The sequence below is a fragment of the Halobacillus alkaliphilus genome, from assembly GCF_900113125.1.
GTDB lineage: Bacteria > Bacillota > Bacilli > Bacillales > Halobacillaceae > Halobacillus > Halobacillus alkaliphilus.
This window is the reverse complement of record NZ_FOOG01000002.1, coordinates 124,929-147,493: the sequence shown is the minus strand read 5'-3', so window position 1 is coordinate 147,493 and position 22,565 is coordinate 124,929. Positions and strand designations below refer to the sequence as shown.

Sequence of the window (22,565 nt, the reverse complement as noted above, 5' to 3'; positions counted from 1 at the left end):
GTCGTTTATTCCTATGTTTTGCATAGGAATATTATCCGAAGTAAAATGTAAGGCAGAAAGATAGAGAGGGGAAAACTATGGATCAAACAGTTGGGTTTTCTAAAAGATTTGGAGCCTCATTATTGGATGGACTGATTGTCTTCTTACCGATCGGTCTTATTTCCGTTTTTCTATTCAACGCGGATACGGATAGTGGCATACCTAATTTTCTACAATCGCTATATATGATTATTGTGCCTGTTCTCTGGTATGGCTATGTGGTAGGAAAAAGGATCATAGGCATCCGCGTTGTGAAAAAGGATGGAAGTAATGTAGGTATTGGCACGATGCTTATGCGTGTGTGGGTATCTGCTTTGGTTTATGCGCTTACGCTAGGCATTGGTTATATTGTCAGTGCCTTTATGGTCGGGTTGCGCGAAGATAACCGTGCGATTCATGATTTTATAGCTGGTACGTATGTGACGGAAGCCGACCCAGGAGAAGCGGTAGGGTTACAGTACAAAGATGATCTTAAGCAAGGTTAATCGTATACAAAGCTGCCGCTCCTTGGGCAGCTTTATTTTTTTATTCGGATTGATAGAAAGGGGAAGGTTATGGATCAATCGGTCGGGTTATTAAGAAGATTGGGCGCTGTCCTGCTGGATGGTCTGATTGTATTTCTGCCTATTTGTCTGATCGTGTCCGGACTGTTTCAGACAGAACTGAACAGCGTGATATCTAATCTGATCGAGGGGCTGTATATGCTCATCGTGCCTGTCTTCTGGTATGGCTACGTCGTCGGAAAGAAAATCATGGGGATCCGTATTGTGAAAACAAATGGAAAAGATGTAGGCATTGGGACGATGCTGTTGCGCGTAGTCCTATCAGGTTTGATCTATGGACTGACGTTCGGTGTTCTCTATATTGTCAGTGCTTTTTTTGTTGCTTTTCGCAAGGATCACCGGGCGATCCACGATCTTATTGCCGGTACGTATGTAACGAACGCTGAACCCGGGGAAGCGGCGGCTTTGCCGGACGCCTGAGGATGATCGGCTCCAATAAGGAAATAAAATATGACCCTGTGAGTGAAAGCAGGGTCATATTTTATGATACACTCGGGGATTTTTTACAGACAATCTGAATCTAGTAAACAAAAAACCGAGCGATGATTCATCGCTCGATTACAATTTAGACAGTGTTTGTAATTCAAAGTGATCGGCGACGCGGTCAAAATCACGGACGACATTGAACATTTGATTCTCTGAGAAATTATTTGTGCTTTCCCACACCTGAGGGTGGACGGTGAAGGTGTAGTATTTACCTTCTGTAAAGTAACAGTGGTGAGGCGCGTCCAATAGTTTCTGCAAGGCTTCTTCATTTTTTGCTTCGTTCAGGCGGATAGGCTTTTGGCTGAAGATACTCCGTTTACATTTCGCTTCAATCTGCATAGGAAGCAGCTCCTTTTTATTAATAGATTCTTGTATAATTATCCTATCCAAATAGTCAGAAAATTATAACATCAAATTTGGACAAATTGTAGGTTCTAAATGAATATTCCAGCACTTTCTTATAGTGGCAGGAATTTCGTTGGAAAAGCTGCTTTTATTTGTTCATTTTTTGTAATTTTTTTAAAATTCAGTTTACAAAGTTATGAAACTCTTATACAATTTCCAGTATACTGTATACAGAAAAACATAGGTGGAGTGATTCATGAGAAGGGTCAATAAGATGATGTCCATATCTGACCAGACGTATGATTTGCTGCGTCAGTCGATTGTTTCTGGAGAATTCAGTGCCAACGAAGAATTACCCGAAGAAAAGATTTCCAAGCAGATCGGTGTCAGTCGAACGCCGCTGCGTGAGGCACTGCGCCGCCTCGCTGCGGATGGACTGGTCGTCCTCAAGAAAGGGAAGCCGGCCAGGGTGGCTACCTTTACGATGGAGGGAGCCCTGCATCTGATGGAAGTCCGCACGCTGCTTGAAACGCACAACCTCCGAACGATTACCCCTATTCGATCTCAAGCTGCCATTGAACAACTGCGGGAAAATGTACGGAATCAGAAGAAAGCGATTACAGAAGAGGATTATGAAGCGTTTGTCGAGCTGGATCGTGATTTTCACTTACTGCTGACAAATGACAATGAAAATAAGAAGTTAAAGGATTTGATCCTGCAAATGAATTCCGGGGATTACCGCGCCTTTATTATCTTATCGAACACGCTGTCTCAAAGTGCAGAAGCTGCCTGTCAGGAACACGAAGCCATTCTGGAAGCGGTGGAGGCAAAAGATGTCGAGCGAGCCTCAGCAACGATCGAACTACATATGAAAAAAGTCAGTACGCGCATCACTCAATATCAGTCTTAGGAGGAGTACATATGAAGAAAATTTTTCTTATATTATTTGCAGCTCTGATCACATTATCTGCGTGTGGACGTCCAAGTTCAGGTGATGGAGGAGGCTCTGAGGACGGGAGCGGGGAAACATATACGATCAGTATCGCTCACTTAGTGTCCGAGGATCAGTCGTCTCATATTGCAGCAGAATCGTTTAAAGAGAAGCTTGAGGAAGAGTCGGACGGGCAGCTTAAGGTCGAACTTCACCCGAACGGGGAGCTGTATCCTTCTGACCGGGAAGCGATTGAAGCGGTGCAGCAGGGCAATATTCAAATGACGATCCCAGCGGTTGCGTCGATTTCTTCATTTAATGAAGATTTCATGGTGTTTGACCTGCCGTTCCTGTTTGAAAACTACGAGCAGGCGTACAAAGTACTGGACGGAGAAATCGGTCAGGGACTGCTGGATGATTTATCGGAACAAAACATCAAGGGACTTGTTTTTGCGGAAAATGGCTTCCGTCATCTGTCGAATAACAAGGGTCCAGTTGAGTCGCTTGAGGATATTCAAGGCCTGAAAATGCGTACGTTAGAAAGTGCGGTTCATACGGCAACCTTTAACGCGCTCGGGATGAATGCTTCTCCTTTCGCGTTCGGGGAGCTCTATACAGCCCTGCAGCAGGGAACCTATGACGCAATGGAAGCACCGGTTTCCCTGTTCTATACGAATAAGTTCTATGAAGTGCAGGACTACTTGACGCTAACCGGCCATGTGTATGCGCCGACCGCTCTATTGATGAATAATGACTTTTACGAGGGGCTTCCGAAAGACCTGCAGGAGTTAGTTGTGGAAGCGTCTGAAGAATACCGGACAGAACAGCGGGAACTGGCCCAGAAGCAGGATAGTGAGTTCTTGGAAGAGTTGAAAGCAGAAGGTATGGAAGTGAATGAGCCTTCCGAGGAACTTATCAAATCCTTCAAAGAAGAAGTTCAGTCAGTTTATGACGAATTTGAAGATGATATCGGTAAAGACCTGATGGAAAAAGTGCAGAAAGCTGTTGAATAACGATAACTTAAAGGAAGGCCGCGGCCTTCCTTTACTACATAACAGGGTGGGACAGTCATGTCGAAGATTTTTGCCAATATAGAAAAAGGAATACTGGTGGCCACACTGGCCCTGATGGTCGTCCTTATTTTCAGTCAGGTGGTGGGACGCTATATTTTCCAGTCCGCTCCCAGCTGGACGGAGGAAATCGCCCGTTACCTGCACATCTTCCAGGTGTGGGTCGGCGCAAGCTACGCCGTGAAAATGAGAGAGCACATCCGTGTCGATGCTTTTATAACCTTGTTTCACGGAGTCGTAAGAAAAATACTGGAGTCAGCGAGCGTGATTCTTTGGTTTCTGCTGGTCCTATTTTTAGCGGTATATGGAACCAATCTCGTCCTCGATACGTTAAGCTACGGTCAGCAATCACCGGCGATGCAGATTCCGATGTGGATTCCGATGGCTGCCGTACCGATCGGGTCGATTGGTATGACCATCCGCTTAGCGATTCAGCTGATCCAGATATGGAAAGGAAATTATGATAAGCCGAAAAGCGAGGGGATCGCCACATGAGTATTCTCCTCTTATTTGGAACGCTGTTCGTCTGTCTATTGATTGGGGTGCCGATTGCCATCTCTCTCGGGGTCTCGGCTTTAACCGCGATTTACTTCGGTACGACGCTCCCGCTTGACATTGTTGTGCAAAAAGCATTTACTTCACTGGATTCATTCCCTCTATTAGCCATCCCCTTCTTCATGCTTGCCGGCATCTTGATGGGGAAAGGCGGCGTCTCGAAACGTCTTCTTACTCTAGCGACCTCAATGGTCGGCTGGATGACTGGCGGACTGTCGATGGTGACGATTGTCGCCTGTATGTTTTTCGCGGCGATCTCCGGATCCGGTCCAGCCACCGTTGCTGCGATTGGCGGCTTCATGATTCCAGCGATGATTGCGAAAAACTATAAGCCGGGATTTGCCGCCAGTGTACCGGCGACAGCGGGTTCAATCGGGGTTATTATCCCGCCGAGTATTCCGTTTGTTATTTACGGCGTAACCGCGAACGTCTCGGTTGGAGACATGTTTATTGCAGGCATTCTTCCAGGACTTCTGATCGGTGCGTTATTAATGGTCACAGCGTTTATCATTTCCGCTAAAAATAACTATCGCCCCGATGATACGTCCAAGGCCTCTGGAAAAGAAGTGCTGCGCGCGTTCAACGATGCGAAGTGGGCGCTGTTTATTCCGGTTATCATCTTAGGCGGGATTTATGGCGGGGTGTTCTCGCCGACAGAAGCAGCCGTTGTATCTGTGGTGTATGCGCTGATTATCGGAGGGTTTATCTACAAAGAGCTCTCGTGGAAGACGATCTATGATTCGTTTATGCAGACGATCGTCATCAATTCAACGACGATGATTATTATCGCCCTGTCTGTTTCCTTTGCGCATTTTATGACGCTTGTCCAGATTCCGGATCAAATATCCGCTTACCTGACGGGACTGACAACCAATCCGATTTTCATCCTGATTGTCATTAACCTGCTGCTTCTGTTTGTCGGGATGTTTATCGATACGATCTCAGCCGTTGTTATTCTGACTCCGGTATTGCTGCCAATTGTGACGGAGTTCGGTGTTGATCCTGTCCATTTTGGCGTCATTTTAGTCGCGAACCTGGCGATTGGGTTTGTTACGCCGCCGGTTGGGGTTAACTTATTCGTGGCCTCTACGGTCGGTAAAGTGAAGTTCGAGAAAATTGTCGTCGGCGTTCTTCCGTTTCTAGCGGCCATGATTCTGGCATTACTGATCATTACGTATGTGCCCGCTTTATCGATGTGGCTGACGAAAATGTATTAATAGGAAAGGGAGAGGTCTTGCGGAGTTAATGTCTGCAAGGCCTTTTCTTTTAGGCTCTTTTTCATTGGTAGAAATATAATATTATACAAAAATAGGATAATATGAAACTTTTTAGGGGGGTTCTCGTAAACAGAGAGTAAGAACAATATTATGATGGTGAGGTTTTTATCTTGAATATGAAACGTAATAAGAAGTATTTTAAACTTGTTCTATTGTTTTCTTTCCTGTTTTTAGTTACAGGCTGTTTCAACTCTAACTCCAGCTCTGGTTCCGGATCAAGTGCTTCCGAGGCCTCAACCGAAGAAGCCCAGGAAAACACCGATGAAAGTGAAAGCAAGCAAAACATACGAGCTGCTCTGGAAACGGTGTTTAATGGACCGAATGAAAAGTTAACAAAAGCGTATGAAGGTATGAGTGATAACGGCTTTAAAAGCGAAGAATTAAAAAAACACCTTAGTCATTTTCCCGAATACTTTAAAGAGCATTATAAACCTTATGTAAGTGAAGGTTTCTATGAAGCTTCTTTCATAAACACTCCAGATGCATCGTATTTCCTTGAAGCAGCGCATCCAGACTATAAGTTAAAAACAGAAGGTATAACGATAGAAGAGAAGGAAGGCTATTACAAATTCGCAATGGAAGTTTCCTATACAAATAACCAAAGTGGTGAAAGTGAAACGGTGGAAGTTCGGGGTCATGCCCAAACGAATGAAGAAGAAAAAGTCAGTAGTATTAATTATATTAACGTGGAAGATCTTTATCAGGAATTAAGGTAAAGCCCCCCCCTTGTTTTTTTGCCAACCAGGGAGTTCTTAAAGCTTTAATAGAGCCTTAAACAAAGAAAAACACTCCATGCGCTGGAGTGTTTTTACTTAATATAGCCGTGGCTTCTGCGGATGCTCATGCCTTCAGAAAGGTCCTCATCCCACGTGAGAATCCGCTCGACATCTTCGCATTCCGTCTGACCGAAGAATTTCTTCACTTTTTCCCGGAATTCATTATATCGAATCGAGTCCTGGCGCATTTTATAGTAAGACTTCTTATAAACATTTACGGCATCTTCTATCGCGCATTCATAATCGTGGCGCAGTTTCTCAAGCGCCGTAGAAGAAGCTTCATCATTGTAAGCTTCAGCGGTTAAGTATAGTAAACGATCGACGATTTCAGAGGGGTGATTCTGGACCGGCGCATCCGGGCAGGCTTCGTTTCTCGCCCGCAGTTTCTTATCGAGATCAAGAATCTCCTCTACCGTCTCCGAATTCTTTTGTTGGAAAATCATTTTAATTTTCAAGATCAGTTCATTGTAACGGACAACTTCTGGACGGATATTTTCACTTGCTTCTTTATACATCTGAATCGCTTGGCCGAGTGCACATTCGTAATCGTGACGCAGTTTCTGAATCTTTGGGGAGTCATAGCGGTCGTTATAAGCCTCAACGGTAAAGTGAACCAGACGATCAACGATCTTTTGTGGTGTACTCATAGCTCCTCTTCCTTTCGTGTGACCTTCGATTGTCCGGAAGGCCTCTCGGTTTGTTATGGATGATAGTGATATATCCTATATGAAAGAAAAGTAAACATTTATTGCATATTGATGTCGAATGTTAGGGACAAGGGACTATTATTGTCTGGGAAATAAAGAGCGTCCGCAGTTTCCGCTTTCAAGATTTTTCAATGTACGTTTTGAATAAAAGTTAAGAGGAGTTTCTCGAGCTACTGTACCGGTAGACAAGAGGATAGTAATGCGGGTTTATTATATGTTTATAAAAGGATATGAAGGAATAAAAGTCCTTTTAGCATATAAAAAGACCATTATATCTTAATTATAAAACTGAAAAAATTATGTAAATATGACTAGTTAAGTTGAAAATTTTGCTATAATAGGGCTAGTCATCCTAATCAGGAAGGTGTTATGTGATAGGAGGACGTTTCATTTTAGGAAAGGAGATTCCTATGGAATATGCGCTCTTCCATTATACGTACAGCCTTATTTTTTTATTCAGTTCTTTCATACATAAACAGAGCGTAAACGTAAGAAAAATTCAAAATAAAGGGTGGTTTGATGAAATGTCCACAATGTCATCATGAACAAGTATCCGGGAAATTCTGTGCGGTCTGTGGCAGTCCCATGCATGAAGCGGATTCTCCTGGTACATCAGAGCAAGCGGCTGCGGCTTCGACTTCGACTTCGACCGTTGGAAGCAATTCGGGGGCCTCGAATTCGGAATCAGTCGAAAGAGTAAAAAAGATATCAGGGGATTACGGTTAAGGTGCCCTTCGCTTTATTAAGCAGCCTTCCTTAGCCTTCCGTGCAGGGGAAACAGCATTTGCGCAAGGTCTTATCACGCTCATTATTTATATGGCGGCCTTTTCTCTGAGTCTGTATTTCTTAGCTAATTCATTGTTTAAACTAATGGGGATGGGTTTTGGTGAACCATCATCGCTTCCTTTCTTTAGTGTGAGCTCAAGATTATTTCTAGTCTCATTCATTGGAATTGTCATTTGTTTAGCTTCTATATTTGTTATGGCTAAATTTATGAATCTGCAATTGAATGTCAAACGGTTAATCGCCCAATACGGAGGCTTAATCACACCTTTTGCAGCATTAAACGTGCTGGCGATTGTGTTCGGGCTTAGTGGCGCAGTCGTTATGACGATCCTCACCTTAGGAGTATCGACAACCTTTGTACTCACAGTAATACCGGCTCTATTCATTTATCATCACGGGCTTGTGTTTAAAGAGGATCGGAATGTGTTTTATTGGAGTACAGGAACCAGTTTACTGATTATGGTTGTGTCGTATTTATTTTGGAATTGGTTCATATCGGATATGGTGGATCAGATTGATTCTTTTCTATCCTTCTTTTAAAGCCAACTGCTCTTATTAAATAGAGTAATAGAATCAAAGGAGAGGTATTATTGAATTATTGTACAAGGTGTGGAGAGAGTCTCGAGGATAACCAAACGTTTTGTACTTCTTGTGGAGCTAAGCAAGGAAAGGAACAACAAGCTGACGAAGTAACCCCATCTCACACTGATCAGCCTCGGCCTCCTAAGAAACCGATGTCGAAGAAAGGAAAAGCCGGAATTATCTCCATTATTGCGATCTTAGTCACTTTAACGAGTGCTCATTTTATTATTTCTTCCCTAACCGATCCTTTAAAAACAGTGCAGGCCATAGACCGGGCAATGACGGAGCAAAATCCGGACGCTTTTTTTGAACAAGTGGATTTAAAGGACAATGCGATTGTTCAAAAAGAGGAGTATTTGTCCTATATTGATTCCTCCGGCTGGGAAAGCATGCGAGACCAACTGACAGACGGCTTTGAAAGTGAAGAGGGGCATATGTTCGATTTCTCCGTTTATGATCATGGTGGCGGTAAAATCTTCGCTGTGAAAAAGAACCCTCTCGTATTCGGTTTGTATTCCACCTATGAAATTGAAGCCATTCCTACTAAAGTGGTAGCGTCTTCAAACATGAACAATACAAAAGTCTCCATTGGAGATGAAACGAAGGAAATCAAGGAAGCCTCTGAATTAACCGACCTCACACTGGCCTATCCTGGAGAGTATGCAGTGAAGGGAAGTGCTGAATCGGAATTCGGGAAGTTTGAGTACAGTGATACTTTAAACGTCTATCCGGACGAAGCGAATGAAACGGAATTAATGATTGATTTTCCAAGTGATTCGTACACCATAGATACGAATAAAGAAGATGCCATTCTATTCATCAATGGAAAAAGTACAGGACAGCCTCTATCTGACTACACAGAGTTAGGTCCGTTCCCTTTGGATAAAGAAGTGACCGTTCACGCAGAATGGAAGGATAAAGAAGGAAAGGTCCATGCGACCGAAAAGCTGGCTGCTCAGTCCAATCCATGGAACTCTTTATCATTTTATTTTGAGGAACCTACTGAGGAAGTTTATGCCGGAGTGCAGTCAGACAATCTCGAAAATGAAGGCTTTGCACGAGGGGAAGTGGAAGACTTCATGCTGCAGTTCCTGACGCAGAGCGTGGATGCTTTAAATTCACAGGATTTTTCAATAGTGGAACCTCTTTTTACGGATGAGGGATCTGGTAAAGCAGAGTCCCGGGAATTCATCGAATCAGGAAGAGTCGACAGCGAAGTACTGCTTGATGGAGTACTCGTGGATTTTGACGAAGTGGAAGAGGGTCAATTCGAAGTTACCATGAACGAGACTTACGAAATTAATTATTCTGACGGCGATTACAAAACGCCGACACTGGAAGCAACGTATTTGCTGGAGAGTGATAATGGTGAGCTGAAAGTAGACTCTTACCTGGATATTAATTAAGTGATCTTCTAATTCATGCCCAGGGTACAGGAGGGACTCATTTAAATGAGAAACCGAATTACCCTGGTTATTATATCCTGTAGAGCAAAAGTTACCTATTTCCACATCTTCTAATTCTTAGAGATGGAAAATTTTATTATTTTTTCATAATTATCATTACAAAATACCTATGAAGTGTTATTGTATAATTAAGGAATAGGGTGCAGAATATGTCGTAATATAAATCTTTTGGAATCGCCTTTTTAATATGGTTTTTCGCGGGAGGATTTGGAGGACACCGAGTTTATATTGAAGAAAAGGTCAGTGTATTGCTCTGGTATTGGATAGTAGCCATTATAACTTTAGGTATTTTTCCTATCATCTATGCTTTCCTAATTAAAAAGAAAGTTAAAGAAAGTGAACAAATACGTTCAACACACGGGAAGTTAGAAAGCGTGACATCCAGCAAGCTACATAATTAATTTTATGAACATAACTAATGAAACAAGTGGTCTTCTATAGCCGCTTGTTTTTTTGATTATAAGGACAGCTCTCTAATTATTCATTAAAGATTCAGAATTTCCCATGACGAAATTCCTGTAATTAATGATATAATAGCTTATATTGGTTAATAAATACATCACGGGGTATAGGGGGGGTGAACATGAAGAAATTATGGTGGATCCTGGCAGCCTGTCTCTTCATGCTGGCTGCGTGCAGTTCAGATACAAGTTCGAGCTCCGACTCAGCAGAAGAGAGCGGAGAAGCGAGCCAGTCAGAGGCACAAGCAGTCTCTAATGAAGAGAGCTCGTCCAGTGAAGATAAAGAAACATCGGTCGAAGTGGATAAGAACCAGACCAGTGTAGAAGTAACGATTCCGAAATCATTTTTTGAACTTCAGAATCAGAACTTTGATCGAATCAAAGCGGAAGCCAAGGAAAAAGGGATTAATGAAGTCATTGATAATGACAGTACGGTCACGTATATCATGTCGAGTTCCAAACATAAAGAAATGATGAAAGAAATGGAGAAGCAGATGACTGCTGCCATTGAAGAAATAAAAAATGAAGATAACTACTCGTCCATTCAGGATATTCAGGCGACTAAATCTTATTCCGAATTTATGTTGTCTGTAGACCGGGAAGAGTACGAAAACAGCCTGGATGGATTTGCGGTTATGGGCCTTGGCGTCACGGGAATGCTGTATCAATTGTTTGATGGGGCGGGTCCGGAAGAATATGATGTCACCGTTAACGTGGTGGATGCCGCGAAGGAAGAGGTCTTTGATACGATTAAGTATCCGCAGGCTTTTGAAGATCTGAAGGATGTGGAAGTGGAATAAGGATCTGTGAGTTATTTTGACTCCCTTGCTGATGCGTTCAGCAAGGGAGTTTTTTTGTATAAAAAACAGGCAGACTCTGGAGTAGGAGAGTCTGCCTGTTTTACACGTTATTTGGTGTTGGTAAATCCGCCATCAATCCGAATCACTTCTCCATTAATATATTGAGCACTCGAAGTGAGCAGGAAGGTAACGAGTTCAGCCACTTCTTCCGGGGTACCCAAACGCTTCTGCGGAATCCCGCTTTCTGCACTTTCTTTCATTTTTGGATTGGCATCAAAATAAGTCTTCACCATCGGGGTTTCGGTCGGACCAGGAGCGATCGCATTGACGCGTAGTCCATCTTTGGCATATTCCGCCACCATACTTTTCGTTAACCCGACTAGCGCATGTTTAGTGGCCGAGTACGTGACCACCGTATCCTGCCCGATAACACCCGCACTGGATGAAGTATTCACAATGGATCCTCCGCCATTTTTCACCATGACTTCTGCTACGTAGCGGACACCATATAATGCGCCCAGGAGATTGATTCCGACAATCTTTTCAATTTCATTAATATCGGTATCCAAGAAGTTGGCACCACTGCCGGAAATGCCGGCATTATTGAAGAAGTAATCAATAGAGCCGAACGCCTCCACCGTCTGATCTACATACTTTTTCACTTCATCTGACTTCGATACATCCGCTTTAACAAAAATAGCATCCACACCTAAGTTCTTTACGCGATCTACCGTTTCATTTCCACCTTCTTCATCAATATCCACGACTGCGATACGAACTCCTTCTTCCGCTAAACGTAGTGCTGTTGATTGACCTAATCCACTTCCGCCACCGGTAATAATCGCTACTTTACTCAATGTAAAACCTCCCGAAATTTTAGTGTGTAGGTCGAAATACACCTTTATTATAAAATGAATATCTTATGAAAGACATTTATATGTATTATCTGATGCCTTCCACAAGTTATTCGTTATCTGTAAAGGAATACGAAACTTTCTTCCTTACTCATCGTAAAAAAGAAGAAGAAGAGGGGGATGGTGATGAAGCGAATCATCCAGCAATCGATTGTTTCTGCATTCGTGATGGGCATTGTCGTGTGGATGGCTAGTTCACTTGTTCCATTTTCTTATATTGATTGAAGTAATCACGATGATTTTTGTTTATTTTTAAGGAGAAATTTTAGGAAGGTAGATCCCTGGAAACGAATGCTTCGAAACTTTTATAAAAAAATTAAAATTAAACGACACCAAATCGTAAGTTCTTTCGATTATAGAATCGGAGGGGCTTATTTTTTTATCCCTCAAGCCAGAGGAGGAATAGTGTCGTGAATTATATTAAAGAAATTAACGCGTTTTATGACCGGATGGAATTGGATGGACTGACGACTTCAGAGATTGTGCTGTGGCACACGCTGATGCATTTTCACAATAAAGCGGGCTGGCGTGAGGAAATTACGCTTGCAGCAACTTCGATTTTAGTGAAGTCGGGATTAACGGAGAGTGCTTTTAAACGTGCGCGTAAGCAATTAAAGGAGAAGGGCTATCTTACTTTTCGATCGGTAGGTAAAAATCAGGCGCCTATCTATCAGTTAATTACCCGTGAATATCCGGAAAGCGGACGACTGAGTGACGAGCCTGCGATCCGCCAGGCGACCGAGCAGACGAACGAGCAAGTGGACCAGCAGGCGACCGAGCAGACGAACCAGTCAGCGGACGCATTACTTAAACAAAAAGAAACAAAACGAGACAAAACCACTGTGGTGGATCTCGTCCGGGAAAATCCGCACACCTTTTACGAACAGAACTTCGGGGTGCTGAATCCCCATATTGCGCAGTCCATTACGGAGTGGTGCAAAGATATGCCGGAGGAGCTGGTGCTGGAAGCGATGAAACGCGCGCTTCAACATAACAAGCCATTTTTCCAGTACAGCGGAGGGATTTTAAAGCGCTGGCAGGCACGCGGGGTGAAGACGCTGAAGGAAGTGGAGTCGTTAGATGTTGAGGTGCGGCGTTCGTCCTTCAGTAAATCGAAGGAAGACGGGCCGACAGTAGCGGAACTATATGAAGAGTGGCGGAAGGAGAATGAGGCATGAAGAGTCAGGAAGCGATAGAAATTTTGGAGACGATGCAGGAAATGTACCCGGGGAAATTTGAGGTTACCCAGCGGATGGTCAGTATGGCTCTTCCGCAGCTGATGCAAATGGATTATAAGGCGGTCATGGATAAGCTTTCCCGCTATGCCTTTATGTCTCCTTTTCCGCCTTCGTTCTCCGATATTGCGGTGTATCTGCCAAAAGAGAATGACTACCTGGAGAAAATGAAAGTATGGGAACAGGAAGCGGCTGAAGTGTCTGAGGAAACGAAGCGTCGTTTTGAAGAAAAGCTGGACCAGTTCATGAGGGGGTATTCGAATGATTTATAATCGTGAAGCAGAGCAGTCGGTCATTGGCACGATCCTTTATGAAGGAACGTTGATGAAGGATGCAACTCTTATGGCGGATCATTTTGCCGATCCGAGGCATCAGCTGATTTATCGAGCGATGCAGAAGGTGTACAAAGCGGAAGCACCGGTCAATCTGGTGTCGGTTACAACCGAGCTGAATGATAAAATTACGTCGGTGGGCGGGGTCAGCTATTTAGCGGATCTCGCAGGCTCGGTACCGACGACGCAAGCATTTAAACATGATCAGCGGCTTGTGCTGGAAGCGTTTCGGAACCGGAAAGGGAAAGAGCAGGCGATCCGTTACATAGAGAATCCGAGTAATGAGTCGCTCGAGGAGTTGTTGCAAAGTCTTGAAGTGTACCGCGGAATGACGGACAAGGAAGCGCCGAGCACCTATGACACGTTGATGGAAATCGCCCACGAAATGGTCCAGCCAAGAGAGTCGAGCATGAGCGGTTATTCCACGGGATATCCCGACCTTGATCAAATGACCGGCGGCAGTCAGAAAGGTGACCTGATGATTCTAGCCGGACGGCCATCGATGGGCAAGACCGCCTTCGCACTCAATTTAGCGGCCCACCACTGCAAGGGTGGTGGCGAGGTGCACCTGTTCAGCCTGGAAATGGGGCACAAGGAACTGTTAAAGCGTTTGATTTCCTGTGAAGCCGAAGTCGACGGCCAGAAGTGGCGCTCGATGAAATTCTCTAACGATGATTATGAACGGGCGATGACCGCAATCGGGGTCATGGCGGAATGGAACATGTTCATCCACGAACGGGAGAGCACGGTGGCGGACATCCGGGCAGCCATCCGCCAGGCGGTACATAACAATGGGGAAGAGCGGCCGCTTGTGATTATTGATTACCTGCAGCTGATGACTTCTACGACGCGCTTCGAACGCCGGGACCTGGAGGTTGGCGCGATGACGAGAGAATTGAAGCTGCTGGCACGGGAACTGGAAGTACCGATTCTGTTGTTGTCCCAGTTATCCAGGGGTGTGGAACAGCGTCAGGACAAGCGGCCGGTGATGTCCGATTTGCGTGAATCCGGAAGCATTGAACAGGATGCGGATGTAATCGGCTTTTTATACCGGGAGGATTATTATAACTGGAAGACGGAAGATCAGGACCGGGTTGAGTTTCTGTTAAGCAAGCAGCGGAATGGCCCAGTCGGGATGGTAGGACTCAAGTTTATGAAGGCGTACGGGAAGTTTACGGGGGTGTAGGCGGTCATTATTCTATCTCTTTTGAGAGTGATGGAGTATAAAACTCTCGTCTCGTTTCTATAATAATAGAAAACTCTCATTATGGCAGGAGATGGCTAACGTGATAAGAAGATTATGGATTACGCTCCTCCCTTTGATTTACATGGGGATGATCTGGCTGCAATCCAGCTACTCGATACAAACAATTAAGCAATTCCTGGGGCTATTAAAATGAATACAGTTCTTGAAATGATGCATTTCGTTGAATTCGCGATGCTCTATGTTCTACTCATCGCAGCTTTAGGCGTGAATCATAGATTAACGAAGGTAACCAGCTGCTTGGCTGCTGGTTTTTCCATCCTGTATGGGGTGGGGGATGAGGTTCACCAATTATTTGTGGATGGCCGCTCTTTTACTGTCATAGATTTGGTGAAGGACACCATCGGGGTGCTCATCGCATGGGGAAGCTTTCATGTTTTATATTTTAGGCTCTGTTAAAGTTTAATGTTGATACTTATATAAAAAAACAGAACTTCCGAAAAGTTGGAAGTTCTGTTTGGTTTTATAGGACTTTCAACAAAATTGAAACTTATTCATCCCATCTCAAAAGTTCAGCAATAACGTCAGAGCTGCCGGGAAGCAATAATAATGCTAACGACGTTACTATAAACCCAATACCAATTACAAATAGAAAAATTACTATTTTAACTGAACGAGGCACATCCTTTTTAAGGGCTCCAATTACAATTAGTACAATTCCGATAACGAGTAAGAATAAATAATAAAATCCCATCAAGACACTCCTCATAATTTTTTCTTCTTTAAAGAATATGTTCAGTATACTTGAATAAAGAAATAACCTTTATACAGTAAAAGTAGATAATCTAATCAATGGGAAGGATAGTTTGCTAGACTCAGTTTCGAGCCATACTCTTGTAATTGATTTATTTAGATTTTTAGCAAAATACTAGAAGAATTCCAACACCTGATTAGAGTTCATTCTTTTTTGTCCACTTCCTCATAAGGAGCTTTCCTATGAGTTTCTACAGGTTTATGAGTGCTGTAATCTCTGCTTTTTCCGCTATAAACATCACTTGTAGGAGTGTATTCCCTTCCTTTGTGTTTTGAATGATTTCCTTTCATTACAAATTTAATTACGCTAATTGAAATGGCACCTACGATTACTGCAAGGATTATAAATTCCATCGAAACACTCCTTTCTCTGCTTATATTAGATTATCCTAGTATTTTAACATTATTTCGTTAGGATGAAAGTGGAAACTCCACCTATTATTAGAAGTGAAAACTATCTTTTTAAACGGGGACTAACCTTAAAGAGTCTTGACCTTGTTCAAGAAAGTGGTCGGAGAGTACAGGATTTACATTTCATTAGAAACCACACGTTCTATGGTGAATGGAACATCAGTAACATACAATAGTAAAAGGCGTTTTACAGGAGGAATGCAAGTGGGCGAAGATTATTTAAGGAAGCGTGTCAAACTCTTTATTGATCAGGTCACAGGGAAAGTTACACCACCTGTTCCACTCAAGAATATTCCCCGTCACAGCTTTTGGAAGAGATGGTTTAAAAAAAGAGCCTCTAAGGACTCGTACTAATCTAACATCCAGGTCATGCTCTTTTATGCGAGCTGCCTGGAGAAAATCAGCCTACTTTTTAGTGGGTTCTCGTTTCTCTTCTTTGTTCGTGTAAATAGCTTAATAAACTTGAAGTACCATTTGGGCTAGATTTGTTATTTTTAATACGCGCTTGTCGATTCCTTACAAACTCTTTCGCCATTTCTTCTGGGGATCCATTGTTCCTTATAGTCATCGCAGCATCTCCTTTGCTTTCATTTTATGATACACTGATTGGCCTGGCCTTTTATCCATCCTCTAAAACTTCGTCCTTATCCAAGTAATATGTAATCATCAACTCTTCGTACAAAATCTTCGAATAGTTAATAATACTTTGGAGGGCATCGACATCATACTGTTCAAACGGTAAATCAAAACCTGTTTTCATAACCACAATAATATGCTCATCCGTTTCCACTTTGTACTGTCCTTCCGCTTCTCCTTCGAATTCCTTCTCGAAACACGCTAACCCGACTAACGTATTCTCTCCATTAATTAACCGGTTGGAATAGACGGCTTGTTGAGTTTTCTCATTTCTGAGGAGGAACTTATACATACGCATCGTATTTTGGTCCATGTTCTCTGTGGTACCTAAAATAAACAATTCTGACTGTAAATCTGGATAAAAAACTCGTATGTATTCCCGGTAGTCAGACGCTAAATAACTGATGATTTCCTGCTGTATTGTGTGTTCCTCCATTCTCCTTTTGAACGACTTCTTGTTTTCGTAAATATCAGACAGGATTTCGATATTCTGTTCCAGCATGGAAGAAATGAACGTGAATCGCTGCTGAATTCTCGATTCTTCAAGGGAGCTGTCACTAATATCAAACTCCATTTTATTAATTTTTACTTTTTTAATCATCGATAAAGACATCCATATGACCATTGATCCACCGGCCAGAATTAAAACCATAGCCAACATCCCTATAATAAAAGGGATATTCGCCATATGTTCAATGATCGTACTTGGGTTAGTGAACATAGGGTTATTCCAATATTTCCATAAAGTATATCCTCCTACTCCTGCTGCTATCAGAAAGAAGACAGTTAAGGAAATGGAGTAGATGCTTTTTTGGTGATTCTCAAGCCAGTCAATAAAGCGATCCATCCGCCGGAAAAACCAATTTTTATACATAGGAACGCCTTCCTTCTCCGTGCTTATTTTTCCTTACCTTTTATTGTATTGAACATGACTGTTTAACATGAAAGGAGTTGTATATTGGGGAGCTCAGGGAAAGGCTTTATTAAAGTGCCGTGCTGGTCTTACCATAAAAAAAGAACTTCCAATCTTATGGAAGTTTTTGAGGGGGAAAAAATGGATCGGAATCGTCCCGCTGAAATATAATGTTCGTGGCCTCACAAGTTGGAAGTTAACAAGTACTTAGACAAAATTCCGCTGGCGTTTTGCTGTCAAGATCTACATTATTTTTTATTTTGGATCAAACAAGAAGCGAAAATCTTTTAAGTAACGTGCTATATGCTATAAGAACCAACATAAGTAATGCTGATACTAAAGCAGCCCTTAACTACTTGTATAGGCAGCGTATCGAAGTTCTATAAAGTGAAAAAGTAATGGTACACCAATGGTAGTTATAGCTAAAAGAAAATGAGACTATTCACACGCCGTTAAAGCGCTGTATCCATCCTATCAGCCTATACAATGGTTAAGTATATTCTCGAGGTGTACATATGAAAGATAACTATCGGTAAAAAATCGATCCAAACAAACACCATTCCCCCGACTATCATGGGGAAGTTTAGCAGTGAGCAAATGTCATAACTGGACTCCTTTGTGTATGCAGCAAAGTGTTTTATATGGATTTAGTGGGACTTAACTTTAATTTTAATGATAAAATCAACAGTGTAAATTTAAGATGAGTGTAATTTATCCTTAAATAAGATATACTTATTTTGTAAATAATTTTAGAAGGTGAGGGGAATATTATTTATTGTAGTGCTTGCGGAGCAAAAAATAATCAAGAAGCTAATTTCTGTGTTTCATGTGGAAAATCATTAAATCAAGCCACAGAAGTTGAAAAAGATAACAAACCAACTTCATCTGCTAATGATATTTCTAGCAATAACGTAAGCAAGGAAAGTTCTAACCTGTATTTAATTTTAGGTTGGGTTTTCTCTGTTATTTCTCTACTGTTTATTCCGATATTGTTCGCAGCAGGTGGGGTTATTTTTGGTTACTTACATAGGAAGAATGATCAAACTCATGGTACTATTATAATGATTGCGGCAGTTGCTTGCGGTATATTCGGTACGATTTTTGGAATGGCTACTGTTGGATACTAATAATCTATTAAAGTTAATTATTCGTATAAAAGAGTTAACAAAATCAAAGTTAAATCTAGAACATGGATAGTTTAAAAAAATATCTATGCTGCCAGAAGATGACCGCGGTATTGTGCCGAGGTCATTTTCATTAATTGCTATCAAATTTTCTCTAAGCTGAGATTTAAAGAATCGGGCCAATTCAGCAATATAGTACATTCGTTTTTTAAAAAAACTGACCAGCATAATACTATAAGAACAATCCGAGACAGGAAAGTATCCCAAGCATTACACCGAGTCCGGCATTTATATATCCATCTACTTTCGAACCTTCCATAAAATAGGAAATTCTTGAAGCGATTACTACTAAAGCCATAAATAATAAGGCAAGAAAACTGATACCCCAGTCTTTTATCCAAGCTATCAGGAAATAAATGAACAGAAATATTTAAGATATTGTTATAAATATTTTAAGAACTTTTTTCATAAAATCATCCTTTACATAGCTGGCATTATTTAATAATTCTCAACCATCTGGTAAAGCGCCGTTATGATCCCGAGTGGAACGCTGCAAATTATGTACATGACGAGAACCGGAAGAACTCCTTCGATGGTTGTTTCTTATTCAAATGCTCCCTCCTATGGAAAACCGTATTCGATTCCAATTATTTCAAAGGAGCGGGTGGAACTCAACTTCTGTTATGATCCGATAAAAAAATGAGCTTAGGGATTTCCCTAAGCTCATTTCCTATTGAAATTCATTATTTACGCTTTCACTAGAGCTTCCTTACCATAGTAAGATGCTTTAAAGAGCTCTTTCATTTGCTCTAGGGAAGTTTCACGAGGGTTGGTGCCGGTGCATGGATCTTCCATAGCATTTTCAGCCATTGTATCTAGATGCTTGTTGAACTCTTCTTCGGATACGCCATAATCCTGAAGGGTAGTAGCGAGACCGAGATCTTTGTTCAATTGATAGATATACTCAACAAGAGAATCAGTCAATTCGGCATCATTATTTCCTTGCAGGTTCAAACGACGCGCGATTTCAGCAAAACGGTCTTCTACAACGGCGCGGTTGAATTGTATCACGTAAGGCAGGTAGATCGCGTTGGCATAGCCATGCGGAATGCCGAACGTTGGACCACTTTTATGAGCAAGACTGTGGACGTTACCAAGCACGGCGTTCGCAAAGGCCATACCAGCCATCGCTTGAATGGTGTGCATCTTCTTGCCAGCTTCATGATCGCCTTGATAAGAAGCAACCAGGTTATCTTTAATGACTTCAGCACCACCAAGGGACAGGATATCTGTATACATCGTACGTGGTTTCGCCACGTAGGCTTCGATGGTGTGTGTGAACGCGTCCATACCGGTATAAGCAGCGATGTGCTTCGGCAAGTCTTCGATCATAACCGGATCGATAATCGCAACATCCGGTGTCAGTTCAAAGTCAGCTAATGGATATTTTACATTGGTCGTTTCATCAGCTACGACAGAAAGGTTGGATACTTCAGAACCACTTCCGCTTGTCGTTGGAATACCGGCGTATTTCGCTTTCGTGCGAAGACGCGGTAGTTCAAATGGCTTAATTGCATCTTCAAAAGCAAGTTCTGGGTGCTCATAGTAGAGCCAGATCGCTTTAGCAGAGTCCATAGCGGATCCTCCGCCGATGCCGATAATCCAATCAGGCTGGAAGTCCTCAAGAGCTTTCGCGCCTTCTTTAACGACTTCAAAAGTCGGCTCGGTATCATAGCCTTCAAATACTTCCGTTTCTATATTGGCAGCTGCCAGATGTTCTTGTACTTTGGTTAGGTTTCCGTTTCGTTTAACAGAACCTCCACCAATAACGAGTGCGGCCTTTTTCCCTTCAAATGATTCTAATATTTCAAGGGCATTGTCTTCGAAATAAATATCTCTTGGAATTGTAAAACGATTCATAGTAAAAATAGCCTCCTTAAGTTGGCATTATTGATTATCGTTTCTTTGTGAAAAAACTGCCCCTGTCGTTCAACGGAGGGCAATGGAAAGTTATATTCCCATTCCTTGATTTTATAAACCTCTTCGATTGTTCGCAGGATATATCGGAAGTTTTTCCAATAAATAAAATAACTTCCACAAGTGAGGGATTCCCGTTCAGATTTCATTTAAACACTTGGATGTATTCATCGGTAAGGGGCTTGTTTCTTTGGCTATGTTAAAGTTCGTTGTAGGCGATATCACATTCAGAATTTCGACAACTACCACTAGCGCTTTAATGGTGTGGCAACTAAGTATCTCAACCATTATCTGACCTGGGTTCAGGTGTTAGAGAGCATCCATCATCAGCGAAATGAAGTTATAATGAATGAAAGGGGATAAAAGTAATTTGTTTCCAATGACAAAAGCCTTTACCCCTCCTAGATTATCTACTTTTACGATGTAATGATTGAAGCTTATGTCCCTAAAGGGGGTACTTATCTCGAAACTGAGTCTTCAAGTAAAGGGCAGGTTAGTTGAAGACTCGAATTCGAGATAAAACCAAATATAAGAAGATTTAAGGGAATAGTTCTTGGAAATATATGTTAAACAATGATGTGAAAGCGCTTATTTTTATATTCCATATTTTATGCTACGATAAATGTATTCTTTATAAGAGGTGAGTATAGATGAGTAGAGCTGAGACGAGAACAAAATTAGATTTGGAAAAGGTTATTTTTATTGGTAGAACATTTGAAGAATACATGGACATGTTTTTACTGGCAGAAGAAGATTTGAAAGGAAAAAAAGTATTAGATTGCCCGTCTGGAGCATGTTCTTTTACGGCGGTTGGTCAATCAAGAGGGATTAATATTACCGCATCTGATATTGCTTATGACCATTCTGTAGAGAACCTTGAAGCTAAAGGACAAGAAGATATTCAACATGCCATCGCTCACATGGAGAAAGCTAGAAGTAATTATGTATGGGATTATTTTGAAGGTATCAATCAGTTAAAAGAGCATCGGAAAAAGGCTTTATTTGATTGGACTCAAGATATGAAAAAGAATAGCGAACGGTATATACCAGTTAATTTACCTTCATTGTCATTTAATGATAATGAGTTTGATATCCTTTTATCTGCGCATTTCTTATTTACTTATGCAGACCGTTTAGATCTACAATTTCATATAGACACTCTTAAGGAGTTGCTTAGAGTAACAAAAGAAGAAGTTAGAATATTCCCTTTGGTTGATTTAAAAGGAAATAGATACGAATATTTAGAGCGTATTATTCAATATTTAAAGGATAACGGATATTCAGTCAATGAAGTGCGGGTTCCATACGAGTTTCAAAAGGGCGCCAATTCTATGTTAAAGGTGAGTAAAAGTCATTAAGCTGCAAGGACAACGTTGTACGTTGTCCTCTTGATTTTGCATTAAAAGTTAAATACCTTTGGAAAATATCTTGATTTGGAGCCTTCCGTATAAGGGAGCTTTATTGAAACAAGGTGTTCTACGATTTGCTTAAAAGGAGGGTTCAGATGGTGGTTGGAAAAGAATATTTGAGGGTGGTATTAGAAAGATTTAATAGTTTAAAAAGCCTTGGAGATAAAACATTAAATCAATTATCTGAAAACGAAATCCATTGGAAATATAATGGTGAGTCCAACAGTGTAGCAATCATAGTAAAACATTTGAGTGGCAATATGGTTTCTAGATGGAGTGGTTTTTTAACTTCAGATGGAGAGAAAGAATATAGAAATCGTGAGGAAGAATTTATTGATGATATAAGGATGAAAGCTGACTTAATTGCTGTTTGGGAAAAGGGCTGGAAAGTACTATTTGAAACAATAAACGATTTGAGTGAGCAGGATTTATTGAAAACAATATATATTCGTGGAGAAAGTCATTTGGTTTTAGAAGCTATTGAAAGGCAAATGGCACATTACGCATATCATGTCGGACAAGTTGTCTACGTAGGCAAACAACTAAAGGGTTGCGATTGGTATAGTCTCAGCATTCCAAAAGGAAAGTCTAAAGAATATTTAGAAGAAATGCTTAATAAACACCAGGATAAATAGGTGGAGATTGTTAAAAGTGACCAAACGTTAGTGAAAAATCTTCTTCAATATATCTCGAAATCGATTCTTACTGAATAGGGGCTTAAGTTAAATAAGTAAGATATAGATCAAGCCTTTG

At 41.6% G+C, this 22,565-nt stretch carries 25 protein-coding genes and 1 pseudogene; 18 read left to right on the top strand and 8 right to left on the bottom strand.

Going from position 1 to position 22,565, the window contains the following annotated elements; genetic code table 11:
* Window positions 1–77: 77 nt before the first annotated feature.
* Window positions 78–524: an RDD family protein gene (locus tag BMZ06_RS02315; protein ID WP_089749760.1), complete on the top strand. Its 447-nt coding sequence runs from the start codon at window positions 78–80 to the stop codon at window positions 522–524.
* Window positions 525–593: 69 nt separating this feature from the next.
* Window positions 594–1,022, top strand: coding sequence for an RDD family protein (locus BMZ06_RS02310; protein WP_089749758.1), 429 nt, complete (start codon window positions 594–596; stop codon window positions 1,020–1,022).
* Window positions 1,023–1,160: 138 nt separating this feature from the next.
* Here BMZ06_RS02310 and BMZ06_RS02305 read toward each other — a convergent pair whose 3' ends face one another.
* Window positions 1,161–1,427 carry a hypothetical protein gene (locus BMZ06_RS02305; RefSeq protein ID WP_014644633.1) on the bottom strand — a complete coding sequence of 89 codons (267 nt, stop codon included), beginning with the start codon at window positions 1,425–1,427 and terminating at the stop codon, window positions 1,161–1,163.
* Window positions 1,428–1,689: 262 nt separating this feature from the next.
* On the opposite strand from BMZ06_RS02305, the gene BMZ06_RS02300 reads away from it, so the two are divergent.
* From BMZ06_RS02300 to BMZ06_RS02280, 5 genes are all read left to right on the top strand, one after another.
* Window positions 1,690–2,343, top strand: coding sequence for a GntR family transcriptional regulator (locus BMZ06_RS02300; protein WP_089749755.1), 654 nt, complete (start codon window positions 1,690–1,692; stop codon window positions 2,341–2,343).
* Between the two features lie 11 nt (window positions 2,344–2,354).
* Window positions 2,355–3,377, top strand: coding sequence for a DctP family TRAP transporter solute-binding subunit (locus tag BMZ06_RS02295; RefSeq protein WP_089749752.1), 1,023 nt, complete (start codon window positions 2,355–2,357; stop codon window positions 3,375–3,377).
* Window positions 3,378–3,434: 57 nt separating this feature from the next.
* Entirely contained in the window at window positions 3,435–3,929 is a 495-nt protein-coding gene (locus tag BMZ06_RS02290; protein WP_089749749.1) for a TRAP transporter small permease, read from the top strand.
* Window positions 3,926–5,206, top strand: a complete 1,281-nt coding sequence (locus tag BMZ06_RS02285) for a TRAP transporter large permease (RefSeq protein ID WP_089749748.1) — start codon at window positions 3,926–3,928, stop codon at window positions 5,204–5,206. The genes BMZ06_RS02290 and BMZ06_RS02285 overlap by 4 nt, the downstream gene beginning before the upstream one ends.
* 176 nt (window positions 5,207–5,382) lie before the next feature.
* Entirely contained in the window at window positions 5,383–5,982 is a 600-nt protein-coding gene (locus BMZ06_RS02280) for a hypothetical protein (protein WP_245755933.1), read from the top strand.
* A gap of 92 nt (window positions 5,983–6,074) precedes the next feature.
* Here the strand turns inward: BMZ06_RS02280 and BMZ06_RS02275 are convergent, their stop codons facing one another.
* Entirely contained in the window at window positions 6,075–6,689 is a 615-nt protein-coding gene (locus tag BMZ06_RS02275; RefSeq protein ID WP_089749744.1) for a hypothetical protein, read from the bottom strand.
* A gap of 936 nt (window positions 6,690–7,625) precedes the next feature.
* On the opposite strand from BMZ06_RS02275, the gene BMZ06_RS20330 reads away from it, so the two are divergent.
* The 3 genes from BMZ06_RS20330 to BMZ06_RS02260 all read left to right on the top strand — a co-directional run bounded on the left by BMZ06_RS20330 (window position 7,626) and on the right by BMZ06_RS02260 (window position 10,844).
* Complete coding sequence (locus BMZ06_RS20330) at window positions 7,626–8,075, top strand: hypothetical protein (protein WP_139205790.1); 450 nt, start codon at window positions 7,626–7,628, stop codon at window positions 8,073–8,075.
* Between the two features lie 50 nt (window positions 8,076–8,125).
* Window positions 8,126–9,523, top strand: a complete 1,398-nt coding sequence (locus BMZ06_RS02265) for a TcaA NTF2-like domain-containing protein (RefSeq protein ID WP_175477769.1) — start codon at window positions 8,126–8,128, stop codon at window positions 9,521–9,523.
* A 643-nt stretch (window positions 9,524–10,166) separates the two neighbouring features.
* The gene (locus BMZ06_RS02260) at window positions 10,167–10,844 is read left to right on the top strand and encodes a hypothetical protein (protein ID WP_089749738.1); all 678 of its coding nucleotides are present in this window, start codon (window positions 10,167–10,169) and stop codon (window positions 10,842–10,844) included.
* 107 nt (window positions 10,845–10,951) lie between these two features.
* On the opposite strand, the gene BMZ06_RS02255 is transcribed toward BMZ06_RS02260, so the two are convergent.
* Entirely contained in the window at window positions 10,952–11,701 is a 750-nt protein-coding gene (locus BMZ06_RS02255) for an SDR family NAD(P)-dependent oxidoreductase (RefSeq protein WP_089749735.1), read from the bottom strand.
* A gap of 467 nt (window positions 11,702–12,168) precedes the next feature.
* On the opposite strand from BMZ06_RS02255, the gene BMZ06_RS02250 reads away from it, so the two are divergent.
* The 4 genes from BMZ06_RS02250 (at window position 12,169) to BMZ06_RS02235 (ending at window position 14,988) form a co-directional block, all read left to right on the top strand.
* Complete coding sequence (locus BMZ06_RS02250; protein ID WP_089749734.1) at window positions 12,169–12,936, top strand: DnaD domain-containing protein; 768 nt, start codon at window positions 12,169–12,171, stop codon at window positions 12,934–12,936.
* Complete coding sequence (locus BMZ06_RS02245; RefSeq protein WP_089749732.1) at window positions 12,933–13,265, top strand: hypothetical protein; 333 nt, start codon at window positions 12,933–12,935, stop codon at window positions 13,263–13,265. Before BMZ06_RS02250 ends, BMZ06_RS02245 begins: the two co-directional genes overlap by 4 nt.
* The gene (gene dnaB / locus BMZ06_RS02240; protein ID WP_089749729.1) at window positions 13,255–14,511 is read left to right on the top strand and encodes a replicative DNA helicase; all 1,257 of its coding nucleotides are present in this window, start codon (window positions 13,255–13,257) and stop codon (window positions 14,509–14,511) included. The genes BMZ06_RS02245 and dnaB overlap by 11 nt, the downstream gene beginning before the upstream one ends.
* A 210-nt stretch (window positions 14,512–14,721) precedes the next feature.
* Window positions 14,722–14,988 (top strand): VanZ family protein, encoded by a 267-nt coding sequence (locus tag BMZ06_RS02235; protein ID WP_089749727.1) that lies wholly within the window; start codon window positions 14,722–14,724, stop codon window positions 14,986–14,988.
* A gap of 91 nt (window positions 14,989–15,079) precedes the next feature.
* On the opposite strand, the gene BMZ06_RS02230 is transcribed toward BMZ06_RS02235, so the two are convergent.
* The 4 genes from BMZ06_RS02230 to BMZ06_RS02220 all read right to left on the bottom strand — a co-directional run bounded on the left by BMZ06_RS02230 (window position 15,080) and on the right by BMZ06_RS02220 (window position 17,263).
* On the bottom strand, window positions 15,080–15,283 hold the full coding sequence (locus BMZ06_RS02230) for a hypothetical protein (RefSeq protein ID WP_089749725.1): 204 nt from the start codon (window positions 15,281–15,283) through the stop codon (window positions 15,080–15,082).
* Window positions 15,284–15,486: 203 nt separating this feature from the next.
* On the bottom strand, window positions 15,487–15,696 hold the full coding sequence (locus BMZ06_RS02225) for a hypothetical protein (RefSeq protein ID WP_089749723.1): 210 nt from the start codon (window positions 15,694–15,696) through the stop codon (window positions 15,487–15,489).
* A gap of 469 nt (window positions 15,697–16,165) precedes the next feature.
* Complete coding sequence (locus BMZ06_RS20945) at window positions 16,166–16,321, bottom strand: hypothetical protein (RefSeq protein ID WP_217646817.1); 156 nt, start codon at window positions 16,319–16,321, stop codon at window positions 16,166–16,168.
* Window positions 16,322–16,372: 51 nt separating this feature from the next.
* Entirely contained in the window at window positions 16,373–17,263 is an 891-nt protein-coding gene (locus BMZ06_RS02220) for a hypothetical protein (RefSeq protein ID WP_089749721.1), read from the bottom strand.
* Between the two features lie 782 nt (window positions 17,264–18,045).
* Here BMZ06_RS02220 and BMZ06_RS21245 point away from each other — a divergent pair.
* On the top strand, window positions 18,046–18,429 hold the full coding sequence (locus BMZ06_RS21245; RefSeq protein ID WP_425431748.1) for a zinc-ribbon domain-containing protein: 384 nt from the start codon (window positions 18,046–18,048) through the stop codon (window positions 18,427–18,429).
* Window positions 18,430–19,173: 744 nt separating this feature from the next.
* Here the strand turns inward: BMZ06_RS21245 and BMZ06_RS02210 are convergent.
* Window positions 19,174–20,346: an iron-containing alcohol dehydrogenase gene (locus BMZ06_RS02210; RefSeq protein WP_089749717.1), complete on the bottom strand. Its 1,173-nt coding sequence runs from the start codon at window positions 20,344–20,346 to the stop codon at window positions 19,174–19,176.
* 276 nt (window positions 20,347–20,622) lie between these two features.
* Here BMZ06_RS02210 and BMZ06_RS21010 point away from each other — a divergent pair.
* The 3 genes and pseudogenes from BMZ06_RS21010 to BMZ06_RS02200 form a co-directional block, all read left to right on the top strand.
* A pseudogene (locus tag BMZ06_RS21010) lies at window positions 20,623–20,830 on the top strand (IS1595 family transposase); the annotation flags it as partial.
* 223 nt (window positions 20,831–21,053) lie between these two features.
* Complete coding sequence (locus BMZ06_RS02205; RefSeq protein ID WP_089749715.1) at window positions 21,054–21,761, top strand: class I SAM-dependent methyltransferase; 708 nt, start codon at window positions 21,054–21,056, stop codon at window positions 21,759–21,761.
* A gap of 146 nt (window positions 21,762–21,907) precedes the next feature.
* A complete protein-coding gene (locus BMZ06_RS02200) occupies window positions 21,908–22,447 on the top strand; it encodes a DUF1572 domain-containing protein (RefSeq protein ID WP_089749712.1) in 540 nt (179 codons plus the stop codon).
* The last annotated feature ends 118 nt before the right edge of the window (window positions 22,448–22,565 follow it).

What these genes read in the sequence shown, in the direction of transcription:
- BMZ06_RS02235 (WP_089749727.1), top strand. Translation starts at nt 14,722, where the DNA reads ATGAATACAGTTCTTGAAATGATGCATTTCGTTGAATTCGCGATGCTC.
- BMZ06_RS02295 (WP_089749752.1), top strand. Translation starts at nt 2,355, where the DNA reads ATGAAGAAAATTTTTCTTATATTATTTGCAGCTCTGATCACATTATCT.
- BMZ06_RS02200 (WP_089749712.1), top strand. Translation starts at nt 21,908, where the DNA reads ATGGTGGTTGGAAAAGAATATTTGAGGGTGGTATTAGAAAGATTTAAT.
- BMZ06_RS02275 (WP_089749744.1), bottom strand. Translation starts at nt 6,689, where the DNA reads ATGAGTACACCACAAAAGATCGTTGATCGTCTGGTTCACTTTACCGTT.
- BMZ06_RS02205 (WP_089749715.1), top strand. Translation starts at nt 21,054, where the DNA reads ATGAGTAGAGCTGAGACGAGAACAAAATTAGATTTGGAAAAGGTTATT.
- BMZ06_RS02210 (WP_089749717.1), bottom strand. Translation starts at nt 20,346, where the DNA reads ATGAATCGTTTTACAATTCCAAGAGATATTTATTTCGAAGACAATGCC.
- BMZ06_RS02245 (WP_089749732.1), top strand. Translation starts at nt 12,933, where the DNA reads ATGAAGAGTCAGGAAGCGATAGAAATTTTGGAGACGATGCAGGAAATG.
- BMZ06_RS02260 (WP_089749738.1), top strand. Translation starts at nt 10,167, where the DNA reads ATGAAGAAATTATGGTGGATCCTGGCAGCCTGTCTCTTCATGCTGGCT.
- BMZ06_RS02310 (WP_089749758.1), top strand. Translation starts at nt 594, where the DNA reads ATGGATCAATCGGTCGGGTTATTAAGAAGATTGGGCGCTGTCCTGCTG.
- BMZ06_RS02300 (WP_089749755.1), top strand. Translation starts at nt 1,690, where the DNA reads ATGAGAAGGGTCAATAAGATGATGTCCATATCTGACCAGACGTATGAT.
- BMZ06_RS02230 (WP_089749725.1), bottom strand. Translation starts at nt 15,283, where the DNA reads ATGGGATTTTATTATTTATTCTTACTCGTTATCGGAATTGTACTAATT.
- BMZ06_RS02305 (WP_014644633.1), bottom strand. Translation starts at nt 1,427, where the DNA reads ATGCAGATTGAAGCGAAATGTAAACGGAGTATCTTCAGCCAAAAGCCT.
- BMZ06_RS02225 (WP_089749723.1), bottom strand. Translation starts at nt 15,696, where the DNA reads ATGGAATTTATAATCCTTGCAGTAATCGTAGGTGCCATTTCAATTAGC.
- dnaB (WP_089749729.1), top strand. Translation starts at nt 13,255, where the DNA reads ATGATTTATAATCGTGAAGCAGAGCAGTCGGTCATTGGCACGATCCTT.
- BMZ06_RS02285 (WP_089749748.1), top strand. Translation starts at nt 3,926, where the DNA reads ATGAGTATTCTCCTCTTATTTGGAACGCTGTTCGTCTGTCTATTGATT.
- BMZ06_RS02290 (WP_089749749.1), top strand. Translation starts at nt 3,435, where the DNA reads ATGTCGAAGATTTTTGCCAATATAGAAAAAGGAATACTGGTGGCCACA.
- BMZ06_RS02315 (WP_089749760.1), top strand. Translation starts at nt 78, where the DNA reads ATGGATCAAACAGTTGGGTTTTCTAAAAGATTTGGAGCCTCATTATTG.
- BMZ06_RS20330 (WP_139205790.1), top strand. Translation starts at nt 7,626, where the DNA reads ATGGGTTTTGGTGAACCATCATCGCTTCCTTTCTTTAGTGTGAGCTCA.
- BMZ06_RS02220 (WP_089749721.1), bottom strand. Translation starts at nt 17,263, where the DNA reads ATGTATAAAAATTGGTTTTTCCGGCGGATGGATCGCTTTATTGACTGG.
- BMZ06_RS02280 (WP_245755933.1), top strand. Translation starts at nt 5,383, where the DNA reads ATGAAACGTAATAAGAAGTATTTTAAACTTGTTCTATTGTTTTCTTTC.
- BMZ06_RS20945 (WP_217646817.1), bottom strand. Translation starts at nt 16,321, where the DNA reads ATGACTATAAGGAACAATGGATCCCCAGAAGAAATGGCGAAAGAGTTT.